The organism is Proteus sp. fly-1089 (genome assembly GCF_040138965.1).
GTDB classification, from domain to species: domain Bacteria; phylum Pseudomonadota; class Gammaproteobacteria; order Enterobacterales; family Enterobacteriaceae; genus Proteus; species Proteus vulgaris_B.
Window position 1 is genome coordinate 1,326,890 of the sequence record NZ_JBEETS010000001.1, and the last position, 26,507, is coordinate 1,353,396.

General features: G+C 39.3%; 25 protein-coding genes. 9 read left to right on the forward strand and 16 right to left on the reverse strand.

The annotated features are described in order from the left end of the window. Positions 1–19 precede the first annotated feature (19 nt). The 6 genes from nuoF to hexA form a co-directional block, all read right to left on the reverse strand. The gene (nuoF, locus tag ABN080_RS06185; protein WP_072068606.1) at positions 20–1,384 is read right to left on the reverse strand and encodes an NADH-quinone oxidoreductase subunit NuoF; all 1,365 of its coding nucleotides are present in this window, start codon (positions 1,382–1,384) and stop codon (positions 20–22) included. Continuing rightward, entirely contained in the window at positions 1,381–1,926 is a 546-nt protein-coding gene (gene nuoE / locus ABN080_RS06190; RefSeq protein ID WP_006533305.1) for an NADH-quinone oxidoreductase subunit NuoE, read from the reverse strand. Before nuoE ends, nuoF begins: the two co-directional genes overlap by 4 nt. Positions 1,927–1,928: 2 nt before the next feature. Further along, positions 1,929–3,725, reverse strand: a complete 1,797-nt coding sequence (gene nuoC / locus ABN080_RS06195) for an NADH-quinone oxidoreductase subunit C/D (RefSeq protein ID WP_072068607.1) — start codon at positions 3,723–3,725, stop codon at positions 1,929–1,931. Between the two features lie 76 nt (positions 3,726–3,801). Then, positions 3,802–4,476, reverse strand: a complete 675-nt coding sequence (locus ABN080_RS06200; RefSeq protein WP_072068608.1) for a NuoB/complex I 20 kDa subunit family protein — start codon at positions 4,474–4,476, stop codon at positions 3,802–3,804. A 17-nt stretch (positions 4,477–4,493) separates the two neighbouring features. Then, entirely contained in the window at positions 4,494–4,946 is a 453-nt protein-coding gene (locus tag ABN080_RS06205; protein ID WP_072068609.1) for an NADH-quinone oxidoreductase subunit A, read from the reverse strand. Between the two features lie 800 nt (positions 4,947–5,746). Next, complete coding sequence (hexA, locus tag ABN080_RS06210) at positions 5,747–6,664, reverse strand: transcriptional regulator HexA (RefSeq protein WP_072068610.1); 918 nt, start codon at positions 6,662–6,664, stop codon at positions 5,747–5,749. An 861-nt stretch (positions 6,665–7,525) separates the two neighbouring features. On the opposite strand from hexA, the gene ABN080_RS06215 reads away from it, so the two are divergent. Both ABN080_RS06215 and yfbR read left to right on the forward strand, forming a co-directional pair. Then, complete coding sequence (locus ABN080_RS06215) at positions 7,526–8,740, forward strand: pyridoxal phosphate-dependent aminotransferase (protein WP_072068611.1); 1,215 nt, start codon at positions 7,526–7,528, stop codon at positions 8,738–8,740. 135 nt (positions 8,741–8,875) lie between these two features. Further along, positions 8,876–9,457: a 5'-deoxynucleotidase gene (gene yfbR / locus ABN080_RS06220; protein WP_349440619.1), complete on the forward strand. Its 582-nt coding sequence runs from the start codon at positions 8,876–8,878 to the stop codon at positions 9,455–9,457. A gap of 96 nt (positions 9,458–9,553) precedes the next feature. Here yfbR and ABN080_RS06225 read toward each other — a convergent pair whose 3' ends face one another. The 5 genes from ABN080_RS06225 to yfbV all read right to left on the reverse strand — a co-directional run bounded on the left by ABN080_RS06225 (position 9,554) and on the right by yfbV (position 14,196). Beyond that, complete coding sequence (locus ABN080_RS06225) at positions 9,554–10,291, reverse strand: hypothetical protein (RefSeq protein ID WP_349440621.1); 738 nt, start codon at positions 10,289–10,291, stop codon at positions 9,554–9,556. A gap of 179 nt (positions 10,292–10,470) precedes the next feature. Then, complete coding sequence (locus ABN080_RS06230; protein WP_072068614.1) at positions 10,471–12,300, reverse strand: SLC13 family permease; 1,830 nt, start codon at positions 12,298–12,300, stop codon at positions 10,471–10,473. 109 nt (positions 12,301–12,409) lie between these two features. Beyond that, positions 12,410–13,072: a sugar phosphatase gene (locus ABN080_RS06235; protein WP_072068615.1), complete on the reverse strand. Its 663-nt coding sequence runs from the start codon at positions 13,070–13,072 to the stop codon at positions 12,410–12,412. A 34-nt stretch (positions 13,073–13,106) separates the two neighbouring features. After that, entirely contained in the window at positions 13,107–13,601 is a 495-nt protein-coding gene (locus ABN080_RS06240) for a YfbU family protein (protein WP_072068750.1), read from the reverse strand. 139 nt (positions 13,602–13,740) lie between these two features. Then, positions 13,741–14,196 (reverse strand): terminus macrodomain insulation protein YfbV, encoded by a 456-nt coding sequence (gene yfbV / locus ABN080_RS06245; RefSeq protein WP_349440622.1) that lies wholly within the window; start codon positions 14,194–14,196, stop codon positions 13,741–13,743. 391 nt (positions 14,197–14,587) lie between these two features. On the opposite strand from yfbV, the gene ackA reads away from it, so the two are divergent. From ackA to ABN080_RS06265, 4 genes are all read left to right on the forward strand, one after another. Continuing rightward, complete coding sequence (gene ackA / locus ABN080_RS06250; RefSeq protein ID WP_072068617.1) at positions 14,588–15,790, forward strand: acetate kinase; 1,203 nt, start codon at positions 14,588–14,590, stop codon at positions 15,788–15,790. Positions 15,791–15,867: 77 nt separating this feature from the next. After that, positions 15,868–18,012, forward strand: coding sequence for a phosphate acetyltransferase (pta, locus tag ABN080_RS06255; RefSeq protein ID WP_349440623.1), 2,145 nt, complete (start codon positions 15,868–15,870; stop codon positions 18,010–18,012). 414 nt (positions 18,013–18,426) lie between these two features. Then, the gene (locus ABN080_RS06260; RefSeq protein ID WP_071788551.1) at positions 18,427–18,570 is read left to right on the forward strand and encodes a Hok/Gef family protein; all 144 of its coding nucleotides are present in this window, start codon (positions 18,427–18,429) and stop codon (positions 18,568–18,570) included. A gap of 376 nt (positions 18,571–18,946) precedes the next feature. Continuing rightward, positions 18,947–19,090: a Hok/Gef family protein gene (locus ABN080_RS06265; protein ID WP_196565841.1), complete on the forward strand. Its 144-nt coding sequence runs from the start codon at positions 18,947–18,949 to the stop codon at positions 19,088–19,090. A gap of 72 nt (positions 19,091–19,162) precedes the next feature. Here ABN080_RS06265 and alr read toward each other — a convergent pair whose 3' ends face one another. The 4 genes from alr to ABN080_RS06285 form a co-directional block, all read right to left on the reverse strand. Further along, positions 19,163–20,386 carry an alanine racemase gene (alr, locus tag ABN080_RS06270; protein ID WP_349440624.1) on the reverse strand — a complete coding sequence of 408 codons (1,224 nt, stop codon included), beginning with the start codon at positions 20,384–20,386 and terminating at the stop codon, positions 19,163–19,165. A 193-nt stretch (positions 20,387–20,579) separates the two neighbouring features. Continuing rightward, on the reverse strand, positions 20,580–21,836 hold the full coding sequence (gene ulaA / locus ABN080_RS06275; protein ID WP_072068621.1) for a PTS ascorbate transporter subunit IIC: 1,257 nt from the start codon (positions 21,834–21,836) through the stop codon (positions 20,580–20,582). A 10-nt stretch (positions 21,837–21,846) separates the two neighbouring features. Further along, positions 21,847–22,134 carry a PTS sugar transporter subunit IIB gene (locus tag ABN080_RS06280; protein WP_115350032.1) on the reverse strand — a complete coding sequence of 96 codons (288 nt, stop codon included), beginning with the start codon at positions 22,132–22,134 and terminating at the stop codon, positions 21,847–21,849. A gap of 30 nt (positions 22,135–22,164) precedes the next feature. Beyond that, complete coding sequence (locus ABN080_RS06285; RefSeq protein WP_072068623.1) at positions 22,165–22,608, reverse strand: PTS sugar transporter subunit IIA; 444 nt, start codon at positions 22,606–22,608, stop codon at positions 22,165–22,167. 227 nt (positions 22,609–22,835) lie between these two features. On the opposite strand from ABN080_RS06285, the gene ABN080_RS06290 reads away from it, so the two are divergent. Next, on the forward strand, positions 22,836–23,882 hold the full coding sequence (locus ABN080_RS06290) for a LacI family DNA-binding transcriptional regulator (protein ID WP_115350033.1): 1,047 nt from the start codon (positions 22,836–22,838) through the stop codon (positions 23,880–23,882). Here the strand turns inward: ABN080_RS06290 and yfcD are convergent. Then, entirely contained in the window at positions 23,879–24,421 is a 543-nt protein-coding gene (gene yfcD, locus ABN080_RS06295; RefSeq protein ID WP_072068625.1) for an NUDIX hydrolase YfcD, read from the reverse strand. The genes ABN080_RS06290 and yfcD overlap by 4 nt on opposite strands. 198 nt (positions 24,422–24,619) lie before the next feature. Here yfcD and ABN080_RS06300 point away from each other — a divergent pair, with 198 nt between their 5' ends. Next, entirely contained in the window at positions 24,620–25,237 is a 618-nt protein-coding gene (locus ABN080_RS06300) for a glutathione binding-like protein (RefSeq protein WP_349440625.1), read from the forward strand. A 64-nt stretch (positions 25,238–25,301) separates the two neighbouring features. Next, positions 25,302–26,207, forward strand: coding sequence for a TIGR01777 family oxidoreductase (locus ABN080_RS06305; RefSeq protein WP_349440626.1), 906 nt, complete (start codon positions 25,302–25,304; stop codon positions 26,205–26,207). The last annotated feature ends 300 nt before the right edge of the window (positions 26,208–26,507 follow it).

Genomic DNA, 26,507 nt, shown 5'->3' on the forward strand with positions numbered 1-26,507 from the left:
TAGAATGTGTCGTGAAAAATTACCAGCGGCTTTTCAGCAAGTTAGGCTGAATACCTCTGATTAAGTTGGCATTGGTATAATCTTCTTGAATAATGCCCGCTTCAAATTCTTCACGGAAATATTTAATGGCGCTTTGTAAAGGTTCTACAGCACCCGGTGCGTGAGCACAGAATGTGTGTCCTGGACTTAAAGAACGACATAAATGCTCAAGGGTTTCGATATCACCAGGACGACCTTTACCATTTTCTATCGCACGTAAGATTTCGACACTCCATGGCAGGCCATCACGACAAGGTGTACACCAGCCACAAGATTCACGCGCAAAGAATTCTTCTAAGTTGCGAGTTAATGAAACCATATTAATTTCATTATCTACTGCCATCGCAAGCGCTGTGCCTAAACGGCTACCTGCTTTTGCAATCGTGCCAAAATCCATTGGAAGATCGAGGTGATCTTCCGTTAGAAAGTCAGTGCCAGCACCACCTGGTTGCCACGCTTTCAATTTGAGGCCATCACGCATTCCACCTGCGTAATCTTCAAGGATCTCACGCGCTGTTGTACCAAATGGTAATTCCCATAAGCCCGGATACTTCACGCGGCCAGAGAATCCCATTAATTTAGTACCCGCATCTGGGCTTTTGCCTTCACTTAAGCCGATATACCAATCTTTACCATGCTCAATAATCGCGGGCACGTTACACAGTGTTTCAACGTTATTGACACAAGTTGGTTTACCCCATGCACCTGATGTTGCAGGAAATGGCGGTTTAGAACGCGGGTTAGCACGACGCCCTTCTAAAGAGTTGATTAATGCCGTTTCTTCACCACAGATGTAACGACCAGCACCTGTATGAACAAACAGCTCAAAATCAACCCCTGAACCGAAGATATTTTTACCAAGGAAACCTGCTGCTTTTGCTTCCTCAATCGCATGGCGTAAATGCTTAGCCGCTTCAATATATTCACCACGAAGGAAAATATAACCACGATAAGCTTTTAGTGCGTGAGCACCGATAATCATCCCTTCAATTAACAGATGTGGAAGCTCTTCCATTAAGAGACGGTCTTTATATGTTCCCGGCTCCATTTCATCTGCATTACAAAGGATGTAACGGATATTCATGCTTTCATCTTTTGGCATCAGGCTCCATTTCAAGCCCGTTGAGAATCCAGCACCACCACGACCTTTTAGGCCAGCATCTTTGACTTCCGTTGTGACTTCAGTCGGTGACATGCCTTTTAATGCTTTTTCTGCCGCTTTATAACCGTTTTTAGCACGGTATTCATCCAGCCATACAGGCTGACGATCATCACGTAAGCGCCACGTTAGCGGGTGCGTTTCTGCGCTACGGATAATCGGTTTTGCTCCTGAAATTGCTGTCATGGATACTGCTCCAGTAACGTTTCAATCTCTTCAGGTTTAACAAAGCTGTGAGTATCGTCATCTACCATCATGGTAGGACCTTTATCACAATTACCTAAACAGCAGGTTGGCAGTAATGTAAAGCGACCATCTGGTGTTGTTTGACCAGGGATGATATTAAGATGCTTTTCAATTGCTGCTTGAATGCCTTGATAACCTGTAATATGACAAACCACGCTGTCACAAAAACGAATAATGTGACGACCAACGGGTTGACGGAAAATTTGGCTATAAAACGTAGCAACGCCTTCAACATCGCTAGCTGGTATCCCAAGCACATCCGCAATCGCATAGATCGCGCCGTCTTCCACCCATCCACGGTTCTTTTGCACAATTTTCAGTGCTTCTATAGATGCAGCTCGCGGATCTTCGTAGTGATGTTTTTCTTGTTCAATTTCAGCGCGTTCTTCTTCAGTTAATACAAACGTCGCTTTCTTTGAATGCGTGACATCAACAATTTCAATCTGCACTGCGTCATCTTTTTGGTTTAATTCATTTTGCATGATTAACGATCCACATCCGACATTACAAAATCAATACTTCCCAGATACACAATCAAGTCAGAAACCAAGCTACCGCGGATAACCGCTGGGATTTGTTGCAAGTGAGCAAAACTAGGTGTACGAATACGTGTACGGTAGCTCATTGTGCTGCCATCACTGGTTAAGTAATAGCTGTTGATCCCTTTAGTGGCTTCAACCATCTGGAATGATTCATTAGCAGGCATAACCGGGCCCCATGAAACCTGTAAGAAATGGTTAATCATAGTTTCGATATGCTGTAATGTGCGCTCTTTTGGTGGAGGCGTTGTCAGTGGATGGTCTGCTTTAAATGGCCCTTCTGGCATATTTTTATAGCACTGTTCCAAAATGCGTAAACTCTGGCGTAACTCTTCTACTTTCAGCATTACGCGATCGTAACAGTCACCATTACTTGCGACCGGAATTTCAAATTCAAAGTTTTCATAACCTGAATATGGACGCCATTTACGCACGTCAAACTCAACGCCTGTTGCACGAAGACCCGCACCTGTGACCCCCCACTCTAACGCTTCTTTCGAGTTATATGAGGCAACACCGATAGTACGACCTTTCAAAATACTGTTTTGCAACGCTGCTTTTACGTAAGAATCTAGACGTTTTGGCATCCAATCTAAGAATTCACGTAATAAGCGTTCCCAACCGCGTGGCAAGTCATGAGCAACACCGCCAATACGGAACCATGCGGGGTGCATACGGAATCCCGTAATCGCTTCAACAATGTTGTAGACTTTTTGACGGTCAGTAAAGGCGAAGAACACCGGCGTCATTGCACCAACGTCTTGGATAAAGGTACTGATATACAGTAAGTGGCTATTAATACGAAATAGCTCAGACAGCATGACACGAATGACTTTAACGCGTTCAGGCACTTCGATACCCGCAAGTTTTTCCACTGCAAGTACATAAGGCATTTCGTTAACGCATCCGCCAAGGTATTCGATTCGATCTGTATATGGGATATAGCTGTGCCAAGATTGGCGCTCACCCATTTTTTCAGCACCACGGTGGTGATAACCCACATCTGGCACACAATCGACGATTTCCTCGCCATCAAGTTGAAGAATAATACGGAATGCACCGTGAGAAGATGGATGATTAGGGCCGAGGTTTAAGAACATAAAGTCCTCATTCTCAGTACCGCGTTTCATCCCCCACTCTTCAGGTTTAAATGTTAGCGATTCCATTTCTAGATCCTGTTTCTGCTTTGTCAGCACATAAGGATCGAACTCTGTCGCACGAGCAGGATAATCTTTACGCAGTGGATGACCTTCCCAATCAGGAAGCATCATTATACGGCGTAAATTTGGGTGGCCATTAAAGACAATCCCAAACATATCCCAGACTTCACGCTCATACCAATTCGAGTTAGGAAAGAGAGATGTGATAGTCGGAACATTAAGATCATTTTCACTTAATGCGACTTTCAACATAATATCTTTATTACGATCGATTGATATCAGATGATAGAAAACGGAAAAGTCTGCTGCTGGCAAGCCTTGACGGTGCGTACGAAGACGCTCATCAAAACCATGCATATCAAACAGCATAACATAAGGTTTTGGTAAAGATTTGAGGTATTGCATTACCTCAATGAGTTGTTCCCGTTTAACCCAAACAACTGGCATGCCAGTACGAGTAGGCTGGAACGTAAACGCATCTGGCCCAAATTTCTGACGCAGTTCATTAACCACCTGATCATCAATATGATCGGTCGTTTCCCACGCAGGCCGAGCGCTTTTTTGCGCTATCTGATCGGTCATTTCTATTCACCACAACTTTGATCAGGGTTACTATGATCGCAACACATTGCTCTGGTTACGTCTTAGGCAAAAGCCTTTAAATTTCGTCAGGAGTACGCAGATTTTTGACTGCGATACGCTCACCGTGTTTTCTTTCTCGTTCTGATTGCATATTGGCACGGTAAACACCTTGGTCGCCGACAACCCACGATAATGGGCGACGTTCTTTACCAATGGACTCTTGTAATAACATTAATGCTTGCATATAAGCTTCAGGGCGTGGCGGACATCCAGGAATATACACATCAACTGGAATGAACTTATCCACACCTTGCACTACGGAATAGATGTCATACATACCACCAGAGTTAGCACATGCACCCATAGAGATAACCCATTTAGGTTCTAACATCTGATCGTATAAACGCTGAATAACAGGTGCCATTTTCGTAAAGCACGTACCTGCAACCACCATAAAGTCTGCTTGACGAGGGGATGCACGTAAGACTTCGGAACCAAAACGAGCCACGTCATGTACTGCTGTAAATGACGTCACCATTTCAACGTAACAACAAGAAAGACCAAAGTTATATGGCCATAAAGAGTTTTTCCGTCCCCAGTTCACAACGTCATGCAACGCATGTTCCAGTTTTCCCATATACACGCTGCGATGAACGTGAGCATCTAATGGGTCACTGACAATTTCCTGTGTTTGCAGGGGATAACGGTCATTCTCACCGTTCGGATCTATGCGGGTGAGGGTATAATCCATTTCTAATGCCTCGCTTATTACTGCTGCGGATGTTTGCCGCTGGTTAATCGAACATGGCTTTTACTCGCAGTTTCACGGCGAGAGCGAATAGGCGTCCAATCTAATGCACCTATGCGAACCAAATAGAATAATCCAGCTAATAAAATAGCGATGAAGACTGATGCTTCAATAAAGCCTAACCAGCCGACTTCACGAACGGAAACAGCCCAGGCATAAAGAAACAATGCTTCAACATCGAAAATAACGAAAAACATGGCAACTAAATAGAATTTAGCCGACATGCGCAGACGAGCGCTGCCAACAGAATCAAGACCAGATTCATAAGGAACATGCTTTGCCCTTGCCTGTGCGCGTCCGCCTAAATAGCGGGCACCCAACAACATGAGCGAACATAACCCCAATGCGCCTATGAGGAAGACAGCAAATGCCCAATGATGGGCGATAACTTCGGTGGTTGTAGACATACTCATTGCTTACTCATCAAAGGTGGTGTCAATTAACCAACTCTTATCCGGCGGTTTACACCACATTTCTAATTACGAAAAAAAAGGCGTATTAAACAGACTTGCTAATTAAACAATTAATAACAGTCTATTTATACCTTTCTTATTTTTTAGAAAACTTTGTAATAAATCACACTGTTTTCTATCGCGATTTAACAAATTTAACACTCATTTTTAACACCCAATTACTGGCTAATGCTAAAACGTGTCAGTCAATCTACAAAATTTTTACTAACACGCTTAGTCTAACCGATAATTCGATTTTACTACACCAGTATCTCAGGAAAAACCTGACTCAACACAGGCAAATGTGCCTTATTTTCTTGATCAAACTCACAAAATAGTCGAAAAAATACTTAATCAGTTTAAAATTTATCCAAATTTTAACAAATTAACTTTCCAATATTGTGGAGGAGGTCAAATATCCGTTTTGATTTGTGTTTTTATTCTCTAAAAACCTAGACAATCTTTTTATTTGTTAACAAATCCTACAAGTGATTAACCAAGGGGGAAGGTAAACATTTTTTTAACAAGCAGTTAAGGCGGTTATAGAATGAAATGTCACAAAGATGAATACATAAATCAACATAAATATTAACACAATGTTACTATATCCAAATATGACAATAAAAAAACGGAAATAAATGCGCTTAATTGCATCTATTCCCGTTTATCATTATTCATCACTATTTAGTCTTATTTGACTATTTTTTTAATCTTTAATTTTTGTGTTTTAACACTCAATATTTACACAACGATTAATGTGATTATTCCAGCTCAGTCGAGCTAATATCTTCAGGTGCAGTGACGGTATAAGGTGTTTTCTTGTTTTCAATTGCATTGAACACTGTTAACACCGCTTCATTTTGTTCATCAAAGTTACGATATAACCAATATTGTGTTTCAGGTAAACGCGGTAAACCTTCGCTTTCGCCTAAAATACGTAAATCGGCATTTTGCATTTCAAGTGGACGCGCTGTAATACCCACTTCTGCATTTACGGCCGCACGAACAGCAGATAAAGAAGCCGCTTCATACGCAATACGCCACTGAATGCCTGCATCATCTAGTGTGTTCGTTGCTAATTGACGGAATGGGTTTGTTTCATCCATCACAACTAAAGGAATTGGCTCATTCATTTGTATTTGGAAATCAGGCGCACAGTGCCATAACACAGGTGCGGTGCGTAACGCTGTACGCGGGTGATGACCAATACGGGCTGTTGTTAATGCTAAATCAATTTCATGATTATCTAGCATTGCTTCAATATATTGAGAACGTTTAATACGTACATCAACCGCTAAACGTGGATATACTGACGCGATACGGTTTAATAAAAAAGGCAATAAAGTATCAACAGAGTCGTCAGAGGCACCAATACGTAGCTCCCCTTCTGCATCGCTATACGTTAATGACGCAGTTGCATCATCATTCGCACGTAAAATTTGACGTGCATAACCTAATAATTGAAGGCCATGCTCTGTAAGTAACTTATTACGACCATGACGGGCGAAAAGCTCTCTGCCCACTAATTGCTCTAAACGTTGCATCTGCTGACTAACAGCTGACTGGGTTCGACATACAGCTGCTGCTGCGGCTGCAAACGTATTTAAATCTGCTACAGCTACAAACGTTCTAAGCAGATCGAGGTCGAGATTCATTATCGGACGATTTGCATTAATCATTGTTTATTCTTCACTTATTTTTGATTTTTAAATTACATATACCTGGTGTTTTTTTATCAAAAGTCTAAAAAAGACTTCTAATTAGACAGTACTCTACTCTGAAAAGGAGAGCAAAGACATACCGAATACTTTACATTTGTTTCTTATCGTTTACACCTCCTAGATAGAAAGGAATTGCATCTTTTTGTAACAAATTAAATTTTATTATCATTTCAAGCATTCACAAGAAAGAACTGCATACCATCATCACAAGTTAGACATGGATCATACTATATTGCTTTCTCGTACATAATTTTTAACATTTTGAAAATAATTTAAATTATCTTAACTATGCATTCCAATTTAAGTATCTTCCCCTATAAACTAAATTTAAGATTTAAATTTAATTTATACTTAAACCGATTGATTGCTATAGAATAAAGTAGATTTAACCATATTATTTGAAAATTTAATATATTAAGTCAGATAATACAAATCCGATAAAATTATTCAATAATTGATTATGCAACATCCCATCTATCTATATATCACATCAACTTTTTTCTGATCACCACACTAAAAAGCCCTTATTCATCAGAATAATAATCCAGAATTATTATTAAAACTGAAATATAAATACACCATAAGACACATAATCAGTCATCAAAATAACATTCTAAGAATAAACTGACCTTTTACACCAAAAATTACCTAGCATCTTCAAAAGTTTGTAACGTAAGAGTAGAGTGATAGAACAGTTATTTGCTGGGACAGCCTTTTCATTTGTATCTTTCTATATGAATAGCAATCGGCGATAAATGTCGCTAAGTCGCCACCATCACAATAAAAGATACGAGTCAGACCCTATTAGGTAAACGCGCTATGAATCAGATTAAAAAATCAAACAAACTCGAACATGTCTGTTACGACATTAGAGGTCCGGTTTTGCAAGAAGCAAAACGTCTGGAAGAAGAAGGTAATAAAGTTTTAAAACTCAATATTGGTAACCCGGCACCTTTTGGCTTTGAAGCACCTGATGAAATTTTAGTAGATGTTATTCGTAATCTACCAAGCTCACAGGGCTATAGTGACTCCAAAGGACTGTTTTCTGCGCGTAAAGCTATCATGCAGCATTATCAAGCCCGTGATATGCGTGATGTCACTGTTGAAGACATCTATATTGGTAATGGTGTTTCTGAGTTAATCGTGCAAGCAATGCAAGCTTTATTAAATAATGGCGATGAAATGCTTGTGCCTGCGCCTGATTATCCATTGTGGACAGCAGCCGTTTCCCTTTCTGGAGGAAACGCAGTTCATTATATGTGTGATGAACAGCAAGGCTGGTTCCCTGATCTCGATGATATTCGTAGCAAAATTACAAAAAATACCCGTGGCATTGTTATTATTAATCCAAACAATCCAACTGGTGCGGTATATAGCAAAGATATTTTGATGGAAATCGTTGAAATAGCTCGTCAACATGACCTAATTATCTTTGCCGACGAAATCTACGATAAAATTCTCTATGATGATGCGGAACACCATTCTATTGCAGCGATGGCGCCTGACTTATTAACAGTCACCTTTAATGGCTTATCAAAAACCTATCGCGTTGCGGGTTTCCGCCAAGGTTGGATGGTATTAAACGGCCCTAAAAAGCATGCTAAAAGCTACATTGAAGGCTTAAATATGCTGGCTTCCATGCGATTATGCGCCAACGTTCCGATGCAACACGCTATTCAAACTGCATTAGGTGGTTATCAAAGTATTAGCGAATTTATTCTACCGGGTGGTCGCTTATATGAACAACGCAATCGCGCTTGGGAACTGATCAATCAAATTCCTGGTGTGTCTTGCGTTAAACCTATGGGTGCATTATATATGTTCCCTAAAATAGACCTTAATCGCTACAGTATTAAAGACGATCAGAAGATGATCCTTGATTTATTACTGCAAGAAAAAGTTTTACTGGTACAAGGTACTGCCTTTAACTGGCCATACCCAGACCATTTCCGCATCGTCACCCTTCCCCGTGAAGATGATTTAGATATGGCAATTCAAAAATTTGGACGCTTTATTGTGGGTTATCACCAATAAAATTGTCTTCTATTAGAGAAAACGCAGTATAACAACCCGTTATATTGCGTTTTTTTATTTTCTTTTTTATTGACGTTTACATCTGTTAATTATCCACTCACAATAATGTCTTCAATCACGCAATTGGGAGATATTATGAGTTACTTTTTTGCCCACCTTTCTCGCTTGAAACTCATTACTCGTTGGCCTTTAATGCGTAATATTCGCCAAGAAAATGTTTCTGAGCACAGTTTACAAGTCGCTTTTGTCGCCCATGCTTTAGCGGTGATTAAAAATCGTAAGTTTGATGGTAATGTCAATGCTGAGCGTATCGCATTACAAGCGATGTATCATGATGCCAGCGAAGTGATCACCGGCGATATGCCAACCCCAATTAAGTACCATAATCCACAAATTGCTCATGAATATAAAAAAATAGAAAAATACGCACAACAAAAATTAATTGAAATGTTACCCGAAGAATTACAAGAAGATTTTCGCCCCCTTATTGATGAGCAATTACATAATGAGGAAGAAACCTTTATTGTTAAACAAGCTGATAGTTTATGTGCTTATTTAAAATGTCTTGAAGAGTTAGCCGCAGGCAATAGTGAATTTAATTTGGCTAAAAATAGATTAGAAAAAACCCTAGCAGAAAGACATAGCCCAGAAATGGACTATTTTATAAAGGTGTTTGTACCAGGCTTTAGTTTATCGCTTGATGAAATTAGTGAGTAAGCGAAACTATTACCAAATAAAAAAGATGAGTGCTTATATACACTCATCTTAGTTCAATTTTTTAATTTCTTTACTTTAATTACGATTAATCTCTACTTATTTATTTGTCATTGATACTTCTTTACTTTCACTTAATCTATTTAATATATTTAATGCATCTGTACTTTGCTCTCGTTGGATCTCATTTATTTTATTTGACTTGCCAAATATATTTTTAAACTTTTCTAAAAAGCCTATCTTTTTCATAAAACCATCATTATTCTTTAAATATTTTTTTATTATTGCCATTTTTTCTTTTTTTGATAAATCTTTATTTTCAATTTTATTTTTAATAATAGAAAAATCACTACTATTTAAGTTATATCTATTATCAAGATTTTTATTATCAAACTCATCAATACTGGTACTATATAATTCCCTATAATTGCTAAGTTTGTTAACTACCTCTTCATTTCTTTTTTTTGCATATTCATTAGATTTTGACTCATCTTTAATCTCATTTTGTCTTTTAATATCTTGCTCTTTACTAAAATGATAACTTCTAATTATCTCACTCTCATCATCAACCATACCTTCATTTTTTATTTCTGATATATTTTCACTAATTTTAATTGGATTTTTGGGGGCAAAAGTTGAAAGGGAAGGTATTTTTATTTCTTTTGAGGCACCAATAGTAATAATCTCGGTTGTCATATTATTATTAAATAATAATGGAGATGATATGTTTTTCACCCCTTTAATTTTTGCAGTTAACACACTATTTTTTTTACCGTCTGGATGATCAATTTTTAGTGAACTCATTGGCGTTGAGTTATTCACAGTTACAATTGGCATTTTACACACTCCCTAATTTTTCTATTTCTTTAAATTACTCCTTTATGAGTTTTGATATTTCATAAAACACACTTATATAGATGAAAATTATATAAAATGAAAAAAAGACCATTCAATAAATAAAAAACGCTGTTTATTAATTAACAAACAGCGTTTCAGAAAAACAAAAATATTGATAATTAGAATGGGAATAATAGCGGGATCAGGAAGACACTAATCAGCATTACGATTATCGTAAATGGCACACCAATCTTGATAAAATCAGCAAACTTATATCCACCCGGTTCAAGAATAAGCGTATTAACGGGCGAGGAAACCGGTGTCATGAAAGCTGCGGATGCCGCAACACCAATAACCATTGCAAAGGGTAATGGTGAAACATTCATTTGATTCGCAGCAGCAATAGCAATGGGTGCCATTAATACCGCCGTTGCTGTATTTGAGATAAACAACCCAATTGACGCACAGAGTATAAATAAACACACCAACATCACTTGAGGCCCAGCACTACCAGCGACATCCATTAAACCATTCACAATAAGCTCAATACCACCTGTTTTTTGTAATGCGGCGGCAAATGGCATCATACCTACAATCAAAATAATACTTGGCCAATGGATAGAACGATAGGCACTTTCCATATCAATACAACGGAATTTACCCATTAATAAACAAGCAATAAGTGCTGCAATAAAGTTGGGTACTTCATTTGTCACCATTAACGCCACCATTAATGCTAACGAAAATAATGCATGGGGTGCTTGTGATGAGGCTGGCGCAACAGTTTCAATTTCTGCGGCTAAATTTAACACGATAAAATTACGTGGTTTAGTCGATAAAACACGAATAAGTTTCCAATCACCAATAACCAACAGCACATCACCAAGGCGTAATGGTTCATCAACAATTTTACCCGGCAACGCATTACCTTCTCGACGAATAGCAACAACATTTAACCCGTAGCGAGTACGGAATTTTATCTCTCTTAATGATTTGCCTAATAACTCTGAATCTGGATTCATGGATACTTCAGCAAGGCCTACATCACGTGACTGTTCAGAGAAATATTCTCCACGTAATACCATCGGCTCTAACATCTGTTCACGGCAAAATTCGCGCAAATCAACATCACTGGCAGACATATCTACCAATAAAACATCACGCTCTCTTAATTCAGTTCCCCCTGTTGCGCTGACCATCACGCGCCGAAACCGCCTCCAGCGTTCAATACCAACAACGTTTGCACCATAACGAGAACGTAGGTGCAATTCATCAAGTGAATGACCTATAAGTGGGGAACCTTTACGAATGGCTAAACGACGAGCACGTCCTGCTAATTGATAATCACGAATAAGATCACGGAAAGTACGACGATAAGCCTCTTTTTGCTTACCATTATCGTTATTTCCTAACCAACGACGTACCACCAGCATATATAGAATACCGGCAAACAATACAGCAATACCAATAGGTGTAATGGAGAAAAATTGAAAACTTGGCAATCCTTCTCTGACTAATTCACTGTTAACAACCATATTAGGTGGAGTCGCCACTAAAGTCATTAATCCACTGATAAGACCCGCAAAACCTAGTGGCATCATTAAACGGCCTGGTGATGTTTTCATGCGAGCGGCAACACTCAACACAACAGGAATAAAGATAGCTACCACTCCTGTTGAGCTCATGAAAGCCCCCAAACTTGCAACACATATCATTAATAGCACAAGCATTTTAACTTCACTGCTACCCGCGACACGTACAAGCCAGTCCCCCATTTGATAAGCCACACCTGTTCTCACTAACCCTTCTCCAATAACAAAAAGGGCAGCAATTAGTAATACGTTAGGATCACTAAATCCTACTGTAGCTTCATTTAATGTAAGTGTACCGCTAAGAACGAATGCGATGATGACAAGTAAAGCGACCACATCCATGCGGATTTTATTGGTCGTAAAAAGGACAATAGCTATCAATAGCAGGCTTAAAACCCATAATAATTCGCTATTCAAAATGGCCTCGATCAGCAATAAGTGAAAACAGGTTAAGACATCAATTCACTACATTGATAAGTAGACCATTTTTACATCAATAAGTCTTCTAGTATGATCAAAGAAAAGACTATCTTTTGTGCGTTATTATCACTTTTTCAGCTTGCTTCTCGATTTGAATATCATTTAAAGAATCAATAATTAAATGAATCTCATTACGGCGAGGAAGGGATAAAGGAGCATGTACAGCAACGACTTGACATCCTGCATCTAAACCAGAGTAAATACCAGCTGCTGCATCTTCAAAAACTACACACTCTTGAGGCAATAAACCTAATTTTTTTGCACCTAAAAGATAAGGTTCAGGATCAGGCTTACCTTTACTAATACATTCAGCCGTCACCCAATGTTTAGGCTCAGGGATCCCCGTGACCGATTGGCGTGTTGATGCGATTGGTACGGTACCAGAAGTCACTATTGCCCAAGGAATATCTAATTCATTAAGGTGATTGATTAACTCAATGGCCCCAGGAAGAGGTGCTAAACCTTCGGTTTGTGTTGATTCTAATTTTTCTAACCAGCGAAAAGTATCTGTTATCTCTTGTTCTGTAGCATTAGGCATAAAATGGCGAATCGACTCAATAGCAGGCTTTCCGTGGATATAGTCATTAATCTCTTGTGTTGATACGCCAACGCGTTCACCAAATAACGCCCAACAATATTCAACAACGGGTAATGAATCAACTAATGTTCCATCTAAATCAAACAGAAAACCTTTACATGTGATCGCCATAATTTATGCCTACCTTAGAATGATGCGTTACGTATTACGCATTAAGAATTTGTTGGATTTCAACGGCGCTAAGGTGATATTGACGAGGGCAGGCTAACCAAACAGCCAGCATTCTTTGGTATTTCTCCCACATCGGTGTTTGTGAGTTGAAACCATGACTACCACTATCAAAATGCGTATAGCGCCCTTCTGTATTCACCATAAAACGCACATAACTAAGATAGCGGGATTCTGTCGCCGCATCAAAGCCAATAAATGCGACACGACGAGCATCTGGCATTTCTTGATCTTTTAAATTATCGCGAGAAACTTGCAGTGCATGGTACATTTCCATGACGTTAATAATGGTACGGCAAGTCTCTTCAGACATTTCATCAAAATCACGGTCTAGTTCACGTAATTGTAATCCGTAACCGCGTTCAATGATTGTCTGATAGCGACGATAACGTTCAGCGTTATCAGGATCCATCATAGTCATCATTTTATATTGATTAGAGAGGATCAAGCGTTGTGCGTGTGTCATTTCCATCATTAATTCTCCAAAGAAATCATTGAGGAGAGCATGACATTAATCAAAAGTATTGAGTAGTGTTAACTACGCGTTTTTTGATCTCAATGGGGTAATTCTAAGGACAATAATGGCAAATGACGAAGGTAGAACAAATGTTCTACACATCATCAAGAAAAGAGCGATCAAGTTGCTTAAAAGCCCGTTTTAATAAATGTGCTAGAGAAAGGTAAGTTGGCGTTTGTTCAACAGGTGCTAAAGCAATACCGGCTTCTTCAAATTTCTCACGTATCTCATAAAACCAGCGTAATAATGTGCTAGGAAGAGGTGTTGCGGCACGCTTACCTAACCACCATAACCCTTGCATTGGCAGGCTACAGGCAAATAACGCCGTTGTAATTGCAGGCCCTAAACTCCCCCCTAAAGCAATTTGCCAAGTCATCGTAAAAATGGCAATCGGCGGCATATAGCGAATACCAAATCGCGTTGCTTTGACAATGCGATTTTCAGGGAATACGGGGGCTAATTGCTTTTCAACCGGCCAGGTTTTTAAATACTCATTACCCAAACGAAGCTTCTTAAAAAAGCCGGGAGGAGTCACTGTCGGTTCGCTCATAATGACCTCAATCAATTTCTTCTGTAACTTTTAAAAAATATCTATAAAGAATAAAAATCTTTTAGTAGAATTAAGTATATTTTGTCTTTGTTGCCTTTACTCTGTATCCTGTGCCCATTCTAAAGGTTTGTGGCAATAAAGCGCTATATTTTGTTTGCCGGCGTGATTTTCAACCCTTTTCGACGATTTTAACGCGAAAAGCTAATGGGTGAATAAAAATCGTCCAATTAATGATTGGCAACTATAATTAGCATCAAGTTTTTACTTTAAGCATGATGCGCGTCATTAATGTCATCATAGTAATGCGATAGGCTTTTATGATTGACGTTTTATTAACCACCGTCTTTATAATATAAAAGACACTACGACAACAAGATAAATAGGTAATTCCATGTCAAGTAAGCTGGTGCTGGTACTGAACTGCGGTAGTTCTTCTCTTAAATTTGCAATTATCAACCCAGAAAATGGTGAAGAATTCCTTTCAGGTTTGGCTGAATGCTTCAACCTTCCTGAAGCCCGCCTGAAGTGGAAAATGGATGGCCAAAAACATGAAGCTGCGTTAGGCGCAGGTGCTGCTCATAGCGAAGCATTAAACTTTATCGTAAATACTATTCTGGCTGAAAAACCAGAACTGTCTGCACAAATTGCTTCAATTGGTCACCGTATTGTTCACGGTGGTGAGAAATTCACTAAATCTGTCGTGATCACTGACGAAGTTATCAAAGGTATTGAAGCTGCTATCCCATTTGCTCCATTACATAACCCAGCTCACCTTATTGGTATTGAAGAAGCGCGTAAAGCATTCCCTCATTTAATTGAAAAAATGGTTGCGGTATTTGACACTGCATTCCACCAAACAATGCCAGAAGAAGCTTATCTGTATGCACTGCCATACAGCTTATATAAAGATCACAGCATCCGTCGTTACGGTGCTCACGGAACTAGCCATTTCTTCGTTTCCCGTGAAGCTGCTAAAATGTTAAACAAACCTGTTGATGAACTGAATGTAATCACTTGCCACTTAGGCAATGGTGGTTCTGTTTCTGCTATCGTTAACGGTAAATGTGTTGATACTTCTATGGGTCTGACTCCATTAGAAGGTTTAGTGATGGGTACACGTAGTGGTGATATCGACCCTGCTATCGTATTCCATTTACATGATACTTTAGGTATGAGCGTTGATGACATTAATAAACTGCTAACTAAAGAATCTGGCTTATTAGGTTTAACTGAAGTCACTAGTGACTGCCGTTATGTTGAAGATAACTACGAAACTAAAGCAGATGCTAAACGTGCCATGGACGTTTATTGCCATCGTTTAGCGAAATACATCGGTTCTTACTGTGCACTGATGGAAGGTCGTTTAGATGCTATTATCTTTACTGGTGGCATCGGTGAAAACGCAGCAATGGTACGTGAATTATCTCTGAAAAAACTGGCTCTATTAGGTTTTGAAGTTGACCATCAGCGTAACCTAGATGCACGTTTCGGTAAATCAGGCACTATCACTACCGATAACAGCCGCCTTGCTGTTGTTATCCCAACTAACGAAGAGTTAGTTATCGCTCAGGACGCAAGTCGCCTGACCGCTTAAGTTCTTTGATGTACTGCCAGTGTCATGCTGGCAGTACTGTTTTACATAACGAGCAACCGATATTTAAAGAGGTTTCCGTGTCCCGTACAATTATGCTAGTCCCAACTGATACACGCGTAGGTTTAACCAGCGTCAGCTTGGGTGTTATCCGTTCTATGGAACAAAAAGGCGTTCGCCTTAGCGTGTTCAAACCTATTGCACAACCTCGTGTAAAAGGCGCATTAGATCAGACAACTGCGATTATCCGCTCTCACTCCACTATTCAATCATCAGAACCTTTAAATATGGATTATGTTGAGTCTCTGCTCAGCTCAAACCAAAAAGATGTTCTGATGGAAGAAATTGTTGCTAGATACCATGAAAACACCGCTGATGCTGAAGTTATTCTCATCGAAGGTCTGGTACCTATGCGTAAGCACCCTTTTGCACAATCATTAAACTATGAAATTGCAAAAACATTAGGTGCTGAAATTGTTTTCGTTACTGCATTAGGTAACAACACGGTTGAACAGCTAAAAGAGCGTATCGAATTTGCGCGTGCTGAATTTGGCGGTGTAAAAAACCAAAATATCACAGGCGTTATTGTTAACAAACTAAATGCACCTGTTGATGATCAAGGCCGTACCCGCCCTGACTTATCTGAAATCTTTGATGATTCAAGTAAAGCGATTATCTCCAATGTCGATTTAAAAACCATTGAAAAAAATAGCCCACTGCCTTTGCTGGGTTGCATTCCATGGAACTTCGATTTAATCGCTACCCGTGCAACAGATATGGCAAAACACTTAAATGCGACTGTCGTCAATAAAGGCGATATTGAAACCCGTCGTATTAAATCTGTCACTTTCTGTGCACGTAGCATTCCCCATATGTTAGAACACTTCCGCCCTGGCTCACTGTTAGTCACTTCAGCGGATCGCCCTGATGTATTAGTTTCAGCGTGCCTTGCAGCAATGAATGGCGTTGAAATTGGTGCAATCCTACTAACAGGTGGTTACCAAATTGATGCACCAATCAAACAACTTTGTGAACGTGCATTTGAGACTGGCTTACCAATCTTTATGGTTAATGCGAACACTTGGCAGACCTCTTTAAATCTGCAAAGCTTTAGCTTAGAAGTGCCTGCTGATGACCATGAGCGTATTGAAAAAATTCAGAACTACGTTGCTCAACACATCAATACACAATGGATTGATTCACTGACAGCAAACTCTGAGCGTCCTAACCGTCTATCACCACCAGCGTTCCGTTATCAATTAACAGAATTAGCACGTAAAGCGAAAAAACGTATCGTTTTACCTGAAGGTGATGAACCACGTACCGTTAAAGCGGCAGCAATTTGTGCTGATCGTGGTATCGCAACTTGCGTGCTGTTAGGTGATCCTGAAGAAATTCGTCGTGTAGCTACAGCACAAGGCGTTGAATTAGGCACCGGTATTGAATTAGTCAATCCGAAAGAAGTTCGTGAAATTTACGTACCTCGTTTAGTTGAACTGCGCAAAAATAAAGGTATGACAGAAGTTGTTGCTCGTGAACAGTTAGAAGATAACGTGGTTCTCGGCACATTGATGCTAGAAAAAGGCGAAGTAGACGGTCTTGTTTCTGGTGCTGTTCATACAACCGCTAACACTATTCGCCCACCACTACAGTTAATCAAAACTGCACCTGGTAGCTCATTAGTGTCTTCTGTGTTCTTTATGCTGTTACCTGAGCAAGTTTATGTTTATGGTGACTGTGCAATTAATCCAGATCCAACGGCTGAACAACTGGCTGAAATTGCAATCCAATCTGCTGATTCTGCCATTGCATTCGGTATCGACCCTCGCGTTGCAATGATCTCTTATTCTACGGGTAATTCTGGTGCTGGTAGCGATGTAGAAAAAGTACGCGAAGCGACACGTTTCGCACAAGAAAAACGCCCTGATCTGATAATCGATGGTCCTTTACAATACGACGCAGCTGTTATGGCTGACGTTGCTAAATCTAAAGCACCAAATTCACCTGTTGCAGGTAAAGCAACTGTGTTTATCTTCCCTGATCTGAATACCGGTAATACCACTTACAAAGCGGTACAACGTTCAGCTGACTTGGTTTCAATCGGCCCAATGTTACAAGGTATGCGTAAACCTGTGAATGACCTTTCTCGTGGTGCATTAGTCGATGATATCGTCTACACCGTTGCGTTGACAGCGATTCAAGCAAGCCAACAAGAAAACGCATAATTATTGAACTTCGCTTCAAAATAGACAAACGCCAGATGATTGATTTCATCTGGCGTTTTTTTATTCTGTCAATCTTTTCATTGATTAAAATGAGAAGCTACCTCAACGCTCAACAACTTGACTGCGGTCTTTTTTGACAAGGTCAATCAAGAGATAATACTACATATAACCACCATTATAAAAACAACTAACACATTGATTTTAATTATTTATATGAACCCATTTTATTCAAAAAAAGATAGGAATGAGATGCGTTTCTGTTAGTATGCTGGTGGGTGCTTGGATCATTTTGGTTCAAGCATTTGCGAGCGCCAAAAAGACGAAAGCCCCGAATTCTATTTTATTAAAATCCGAGGCAGTCTCAATAACTCAACAACTTGATTCTGTCTCCTTTAAAAAGGAGTGTCAAGAGAAATGACTAAATTTGCCCTGATAGGGCTGATTGCTGTCTGCATGACAGCACTGTGTTTATCATTACTTAGGCATGAAAGATTATGCTCTTTCAATATTCGTAGTGGTCATACAGTAGTTCAAGCGACTTTATCTTGCGATAAATAGCTTTGTGGGGGAATTTTCCCCCACAATTTCTCTCAAAAGTTGTTGAGATTGGTGATCACAAGCACCCTACTTTAATGACTTACAATACACAAATGAGTAATCCCCGCCTCGCTCCCTCTCTTTTACTTTTGTTTTCACAATAACAAAATCAACTAATGCATTGTTTTAACTAATATATTCATACTATTTTTTTCAAAAAAAGATAGGAATGGGATGCGTTTCTGCTAGTATGCAGGTGGGTGCTTGGATCATTTTGGTTCAAGCATTTGCAAGCGCCAAAAAGACGAAAGCCCCGAATTCTATTTTATTAAAATTCGAGGCAGTCTCAAACCAGACAACTTGATTCTGTCTCCTTTATAAAGGAGTGTCAAGAGAAATGGCTAAATTTGCCCTGATAGGGCTGATTGCTGTCTGCATGACAGCACTGTGTTTATCATTACTTAGGCATGAAAGATTATGCTCTTTCAATATTCGTAGTGGTCATACAGTAGTTCAAGCGACTTTATCTTGCGATAAATAGCTTTGTGGGGGAACTTTCCCCCACAATTTCTCATAACAGGTTGTTGCGTTTTGTGGTTACAAGCACCCTACTTTAATCCACTAATACCCGTTGATTGGTCGCACCCCATAAAATCGACATTTCTGTAAACAGTGCGCCACTAATATCTTCAACTTCTTCCGCTGTAATTTCGCTATTGCCTTGCTTACCAAAGAATACAACTTCATCCCCTGAGTTGATATTTTTAAGATCTGTAATATCAACAATCACCGTATTCATTGACGTTTTGCCTAAAACAGGTACACGTTGGCCACCAATTAATGCATGTCCTGCATTACTAAAAACCCGACGATAGCCATCTGCATAACCAACAGGAATATTAGCTAATACCGAGTCACGTTTTAGTGTGTAAGTACGGTCATAACCAACAGTATTACCTTTAGGATAATAATTGATTGAAGCAATATTCGATTTAAACGTCATTACGCGTTTGTAATCTGTACTTGCGATGGTATCGCCATAGAAAATTCCGCCTACACGTACCATATCTAGCCATGATTCAGGTACGGTAATTGTGGCAAACGTATTTGCCATATGCAGAGTGACATCTTTACGATTTAGCCCAGTAACATCCAATACTTTTTGGGATTGCTGTTTAAAACGAGCAAGATCTTCTCTTACTTTATCAGCATCTTCTTCAGGATAATGAGACATAATACCAACCACTTTAAGGTTAGCTAATTGAGCAATTTGCTTCGCCTCTTCAAGCCCTGCATTGTTATTCACTTCTAATCCATTACGAGACATTCCACCTGAATTTAAGGCTAAATGAATAGGGATCACTTTATTTTGCTGTTTAGCAATGGCATCTAATCTCTTAGCCATATCTAAGTTACCAATTAATTCTTCTACGTTATAGCTTGTCGCCTGAGCCATTTCTTGCTCTGTCGCATTACGCACACGCATTAAACGACCTTGAAACCCAAGATCACGTACTGTTTTGAATTCTTGATTATTAGTAACACCGATACATTGCACCTTATTTTCAATCATAACAGGTGCAACTAATGATAAATCATGGCCGTATGCATCCCCTTTTAAAACGGCACAAAGTGAGGATTTATCACCTAACAGTGATTGGACTTTTTTCACATTAAAATCAAGCGCACTTCGTGAGATCTCAATCCATGAATTATTCACGATAGCAGGTTGAACTTGAGCAGATTGTGTTACTGGTGGGTTGTGATTAACTGGTTGTTGGCAAGCAGTGATAACAAAAAGTGGTAACAACGCAAGATATCGAATACCAAAAGACATCTTCTTTTTCCTTAGTGATTGTGATGTTAAACCTATTTTTATAATTAATTAGGTACGAAAATATACACATCGTGAATATTCACTCAGGATAATAGCATTATTATTCATAAAATAAACATATAAATTCATATAAAAAAACGCCTCAGTGAATTAATCTCAATGAGGCGTTTATGTATCTTAATTCTTAAAACAATCAACGAACAATAATACCTAACAGAATACCGATAACACCGAAGTCTGCATCACTAAATGTAGTGTTAGCAATACCGATATCACCAAGTACTGGTAATAGGAACACAGGTAAGAATGTGATTAATAAACCTTGAACGAATGCGCCTAAAATCGCACCACGACGCCCACCGGTCGCATTACCAAATACCCCTGCTGTTGCACCCACAAAGAAGTGAGGAACCACACCAGGAATTATTACTGTCCAATCTAAAGCATACAGAATGAACATACCGATAACACCCGCTGCAAAGCTACTTAAAAAACCTACTAATACCGCATTGGGTGCATAAGGGAATACAACTGGGCAGTCTAAAGCAGGTTTTGCATTAGGCACTAACTTATCTGAAATACCTTTAAAGGCAGGAACAATCTCAGCAATAACCATACGCACACCTTGCAGGATAATATAAACACCTGCGGCAAAGGTAATGGATTGCATTAATGAGAACATAAACCAGTTTTTACCACCACTGACTTCACGAACAAATGTATCGCCCGCAAATAAACAGGTAATGATAAAGATAATGCCCATGGTGAAAGCAATGGCAACGGGTGTATCACGTAAAAAGAGTAAACTTTTAGGCACATTCATCTCTTCAGTTGAATGCTCTTTATTACCAAATTTACTTCCGATAAAACCGGCAACGACATAAGAGATAGTTGAGAAATGCCCTAATGCAACGTCATCAGAACCGGTAATTTTTTTCATATAAGGGTGTGCAATGGCTGGGAAAAACACCATTGAAACCCCAACAACGAATGAACCTACCGCAACTAATACAGCGCCTTCTAAGCCTGCTGTTGCCAGAATAACTGCCACCATCATTGACATAAATAATGTATGGTGACCCGTTAAGAAAATAAATTTCCACGGCGTTAAACGAGCAATTAAGATATTAATCAACATGGCAAAGAACATAATCAGAGCCATTTCTTTACCAAAGCTTTTTTGTGCAATAGAGACAATTGCCTCGTTATTAGGCACAACACCTTGAATACCAAATGCATGTTGGAAAATCGTTGAGAAATCACCCAGTGAGTTAATGACAAGACCTGCACCAGCACCTAAAATCACAAAACCCATAATGGTTTTTACTGTGCCTTTAATACATTCTGTAACTGGTTTTTTCTGGGCGATTAAGCCAATCAATGCGATCAAACCCACTAAAATAGAAGGCTCTGAAAGCACATCACTCATTAGAAAGCGGAAAAAGTCCATGATAGGCTCCTTATAACGCGCCTAATTCACGTAATGCGACAGAAAGCTTTTCTTTCATCGCGACTTTATCAATCATATTATCCAGTGAAACGACTCTTCCATTTACAGCTTGAGCATTAAGTTGCTCTGCAATATCACGAGTTCCAACATAGATATCACTTGGCGTACCTTTTGCTGAACCCAAATCAACGTGATCCACTTCTGCATTGACAGCGAGATCTTTTAAAATACTTTTGATACTCATTTCCATCATTAAGCTACTGCCTAAACCATTTCCACACACAACTGTAATTTTCATGGTATTCCCCTTGGTAATTTTAAATTGTCATTAATAGTTGTTGATAACTGCTAATACATCCGCTTTGCTTTTCGCATTAAATAACGTTTGAATATCTTTATCGTTATCAAAAAGTTCGGCTAATTTCATAATGGCATTAATATGGCTATCGTTATCTGTTGCAGCTAAAACAATCAGTAATTTCACCGGATCGTTTTCATCAGCACCAAATTCCACACCTTGCTCAACAATCGTTAATGCAAGAGAAAGTTGATTAACACCATCTTCAGGACGAGCATGAGGCATCGCAATACCAGGGCCTAAAACATAATACGGCCCTATTTTTTCATGTGATTTATAAATAGCATCGATATAACGAGGTTCAACGCACCCTTTATCAACTAATGGCTGACACGCCACTTTAACGGCTTCTCGCCAATCGCTAACGCTTGGAACTACTTGCACTACATCAGGTGTTAGTAATGTTTTAAGCATCTTTGTAACCTCAATAAGACTCTCTTTGAGCTTTGTTATTAAGGATAGTAATCATTAATGGTAGCGCTATCTAGATAGATCATTCGTAATTGTGATAGCGCTATCATTTTAATAAAATGTTAATTGCAGAAAATGCCAACAATTGACACTGTATTGTTTCAGCATAATGGAAAGATTTCAGGTAGGATCTGCGGTTAATAAAATAGGCTAAGCAAGCATAATCACACATGATCAAAACACGTAAGCGCCGAAATACAGGTCGCGTCACATTACAAGATGTCGCTAAACACGCTGGAGTCGGTTCAATGACTGTTTCGCGTGCATTACGAACCCCGGAGTTGGTCTCTGATAAGTTAAGAGAGAAAGTTAATCAAGCCGTAGAAGAACTTGGTTATATTCCTAATGCCTCGGCAGGCGCGTTAGCTTCGGCTCAAAGTCATATTATTGCAGTACTGTTACCCTCTTTTACAGATAAAGCCAGTGCTGATTTTATGCAATCTTTACAGCAAATATTAAATCGCCATCAATATCAAATTCTCGTTGGTTGTTATGAGCATCAACCGCATAAAGCCAGTGATGTGATTAATATGCTATTACAAAGCAATCCTGCCGCATTAGTTGTCTTTGGCTCACAACTCAGTCCCACTCATTTTTTAAATATTAGTAATGCCAACGTGCCTGTTGTCAGTGTTGCGAGTCAATCCGATGAGCAGGCTGCCATTAGTATTGATTGCTCTTATGAACAAGCTGCATATGATTTAACTAGTCATTTAGTCACTCAAGGAAGACGTTGCATTGGCTATATTGGCGCTTTACAAGGCCAGCGTTTACACCATCAGCAAATTACAGGTTGGTCACGAGCCCTACTCAAATATTATTTAAATGCCGAACAAAGCGTTACAACTCCCGATCCTGCTTCTATGGCTTATGGTAGACAGGCTTTAACAGAGATTTTATTGCGTCAACCTGAATTAGATGCCGTTATTTGTAGTCATGAGAGCATTGCATTAGGAATGATTTTTGAGTGTCAAAGACGATTAATTAAGATCCCTCAAGATCTGGCCATTGCCTGTTTGGAAGGCTCTGATAATAGTGATCAGATATCCCCATCTCTCACGTCAATTCGCTTTGATTATCACAAAATGGGAAAAGAGGCAGGAAAACACCTTATCGCCCTTTTACAACGCTTAAAAGACGAAGATGATAACGCTATATTCGAAGATACCGTTATCAACTATGCTTATCGCTTTGAAATAGGGCAAAGTACCCCTTAATCGACGGTTTCTCGAGTTTCTAAGCGTGTACTGTTATTACGTGTTAGCCAAAGAGAAAGCGCTTTTAGTGAGTCCGGCGTAAATTCATCACAACGCTCTGTGATTTCAGAGGGAGTTAACCAGCACACTTCCTCGATTTCTTCTGCTTGCAGAGCAAAAGGCCCATGAGAAACACAACTAAATAGACTTCCCCAGACACGACAGCTTTTATCATCATAATAAAATTGTCCGTGTTCAGCGAAAGGAACCCCCGCAATGCCGAGTTCTTCTTCTGCTTCACGGCGCGCACTTTCCAGTAAATTTTCACCTTGTTGGACAACACCACCTGCTGTGGCATCTAACCAGCCAGGATAAAAATCTTTTGTTTCTGTTCTACGTTGCGCCAAAATTTTGCCCATCCCATCATGAACAACAATATACGTTGCTCTATGTCGTAGGTTTTCAGCTCGCATTTGTTGACGTGTTGCTTGTGCAACGACTTCATTTTTATCATCAACAATATCAACCCACTCAACCAATGCCGTCTTTTCTTGTTCCATCCTCAACAAACCTTTTTTAACCGATACTAAACGATCGTAATTTTTATCCTGAATATACCAAAATCACTATTTTTCACCACTACAATAATCATACGAGACTTGTCTTATCTATCTTGCGCTTTTTTGCTTTTTATGATGTTAGAAGGCAGACTGTGGTTATACTAAACATTTCGTGCCTACTTTACTTTGGAGCTTTCAATGATTGATTTATATTATGCAGATACCCCAAATGGTCAGAAAATAACACTTTTTCTTGAAGAAGCAGGCCTATCTTATCAATTACATCGCATTGACATCAGTAAAGGCGATCAATTTAAGCCTGAGTTTTTAGCAATTTCCCCTAACAACAAAATTCCTGCCATCGTCGATAATTCACCCGCAGATGGGGGCGAACCACTCTCTATTTTTGAGTCTGGTGCTATTCTTATCTATCTAGCTAAAAAAAGTGGTAAATTAATTAGCCAAAATTTACGCGAAAAAACAACACAACTGCAATGGCTTTTTTGGCAAGTGGGAGGTTTTGGCCCCATGTTAGGACAGAATCATCATTTCACTCGCTATGCCACAGAAAAAGTACCTTATGCAATTAAACGTTATACTGAAGAAACACAGCGTCTATATAGCGTGTTGGAAAAAAGATTAGCACAATCACCTTACCTTGGTGGACAAGAATACAGCATTGCGGATATTGCCACATATACATGGGCCCGTCTTCATGCTCACCACAATATTGATTTGGCTAATTACCCTGCGATAGAAAAATGGCTAAATAAGATAAACCAGCGCCCAGCAGCCAAAAAGCTCTTTGGTGAATAAAAGCAATTCATAATGTCAGGATGATATTTATTCTTTATTAGGCAAGATGATCAGGAGGATGGTGATGAAAATACTTATCACAGGTGGTACAGGACTAATTGGTAAAGCATTAGTGTGTGAACTTGCACTGTCTAATAATGATATTACAGTGCTTTCTCGCTCACCTCAAAAAGTCTATTCGCATTTTTGTAATGAAATCACCTGTTGGACTCAACTCAGTGATAAACAAAATCTTAATGAGTTTGATGCGGTCATTAATCTTGCTGGAGAACCCATCGCTGATAACCGTTGGACACCCGCTCAAAAGCAAAAACTCATTAACAGTCGTTGTGATTTAACTCAAAAATTGGTTGAGTTAATTAAAGCCAGCGACTCTCCTCCTTCTGTTTTCATTTCTGGCTCTGCGGTTGGCTTTTATGGTGACCAAGGTGATTTGCAAGTCACTGAACAAACACCCGCAAACCCTGAGTTTACACATGAGCTCTGTGCTAAGTGGGAAAGCATTGCTCTTGAAGCACAAACACCATTAACACGTGTTTGTTTATTACGTACAGGAATTGTGCTTTCAACACTAGGTGGTGCTCTACCTAAAATGAGTAAACCCTTTAAATTAGGATTAGGTGGCAAATTAGGAAGCGGAAAACAGTATATGCCATGGATCCACATTGATGACATGATCAGCGCGATTATTTTCTTGCTTAAGACTCAAGATGCTAAGGGTGCCTTTAACTTAACAGCACCTAATCCTGTACAAAATAAAGAATTTACTCGTCTATTAGGAAAAGCGTTTAATCGCCCTGCCTTAATGACAGTTCCTGAAAATGTATTACGTTTAGTAATGGGAGAAAGCGCTACATTAATATTAGGCGGGCAACAAGCCATTCCTGAAAAATTACTTAATGCGGGCTTTGAGTTTCGTTACCCACATTTGGAAGAGGCATTAAAAGATATTATTACCACTGGAAAATAATCTCTTTTCTATTCTCAATGATTCAGAATAAATACTCTATTGAATAGATACTTTAAATAATTCGAGGTGTAGCTAGTCAACAACGCTGCACCTCAAAATATGTCGAGTAAATACTCTAAATAATTCAAGATGTAGCTAGGCGACAAGTGAGTGAGTCGCTAGGAGCATACAATAGTATGTGACTAGTGCGAATAAACGCAGTCAACAACGCTACAGCTTGAAGTATGTCGAGTAAATACTCTAAATAATTCAAGATGTAGCTAGGCGACAAGTGAGTGAGTCGCTAGGAGCATACAATAG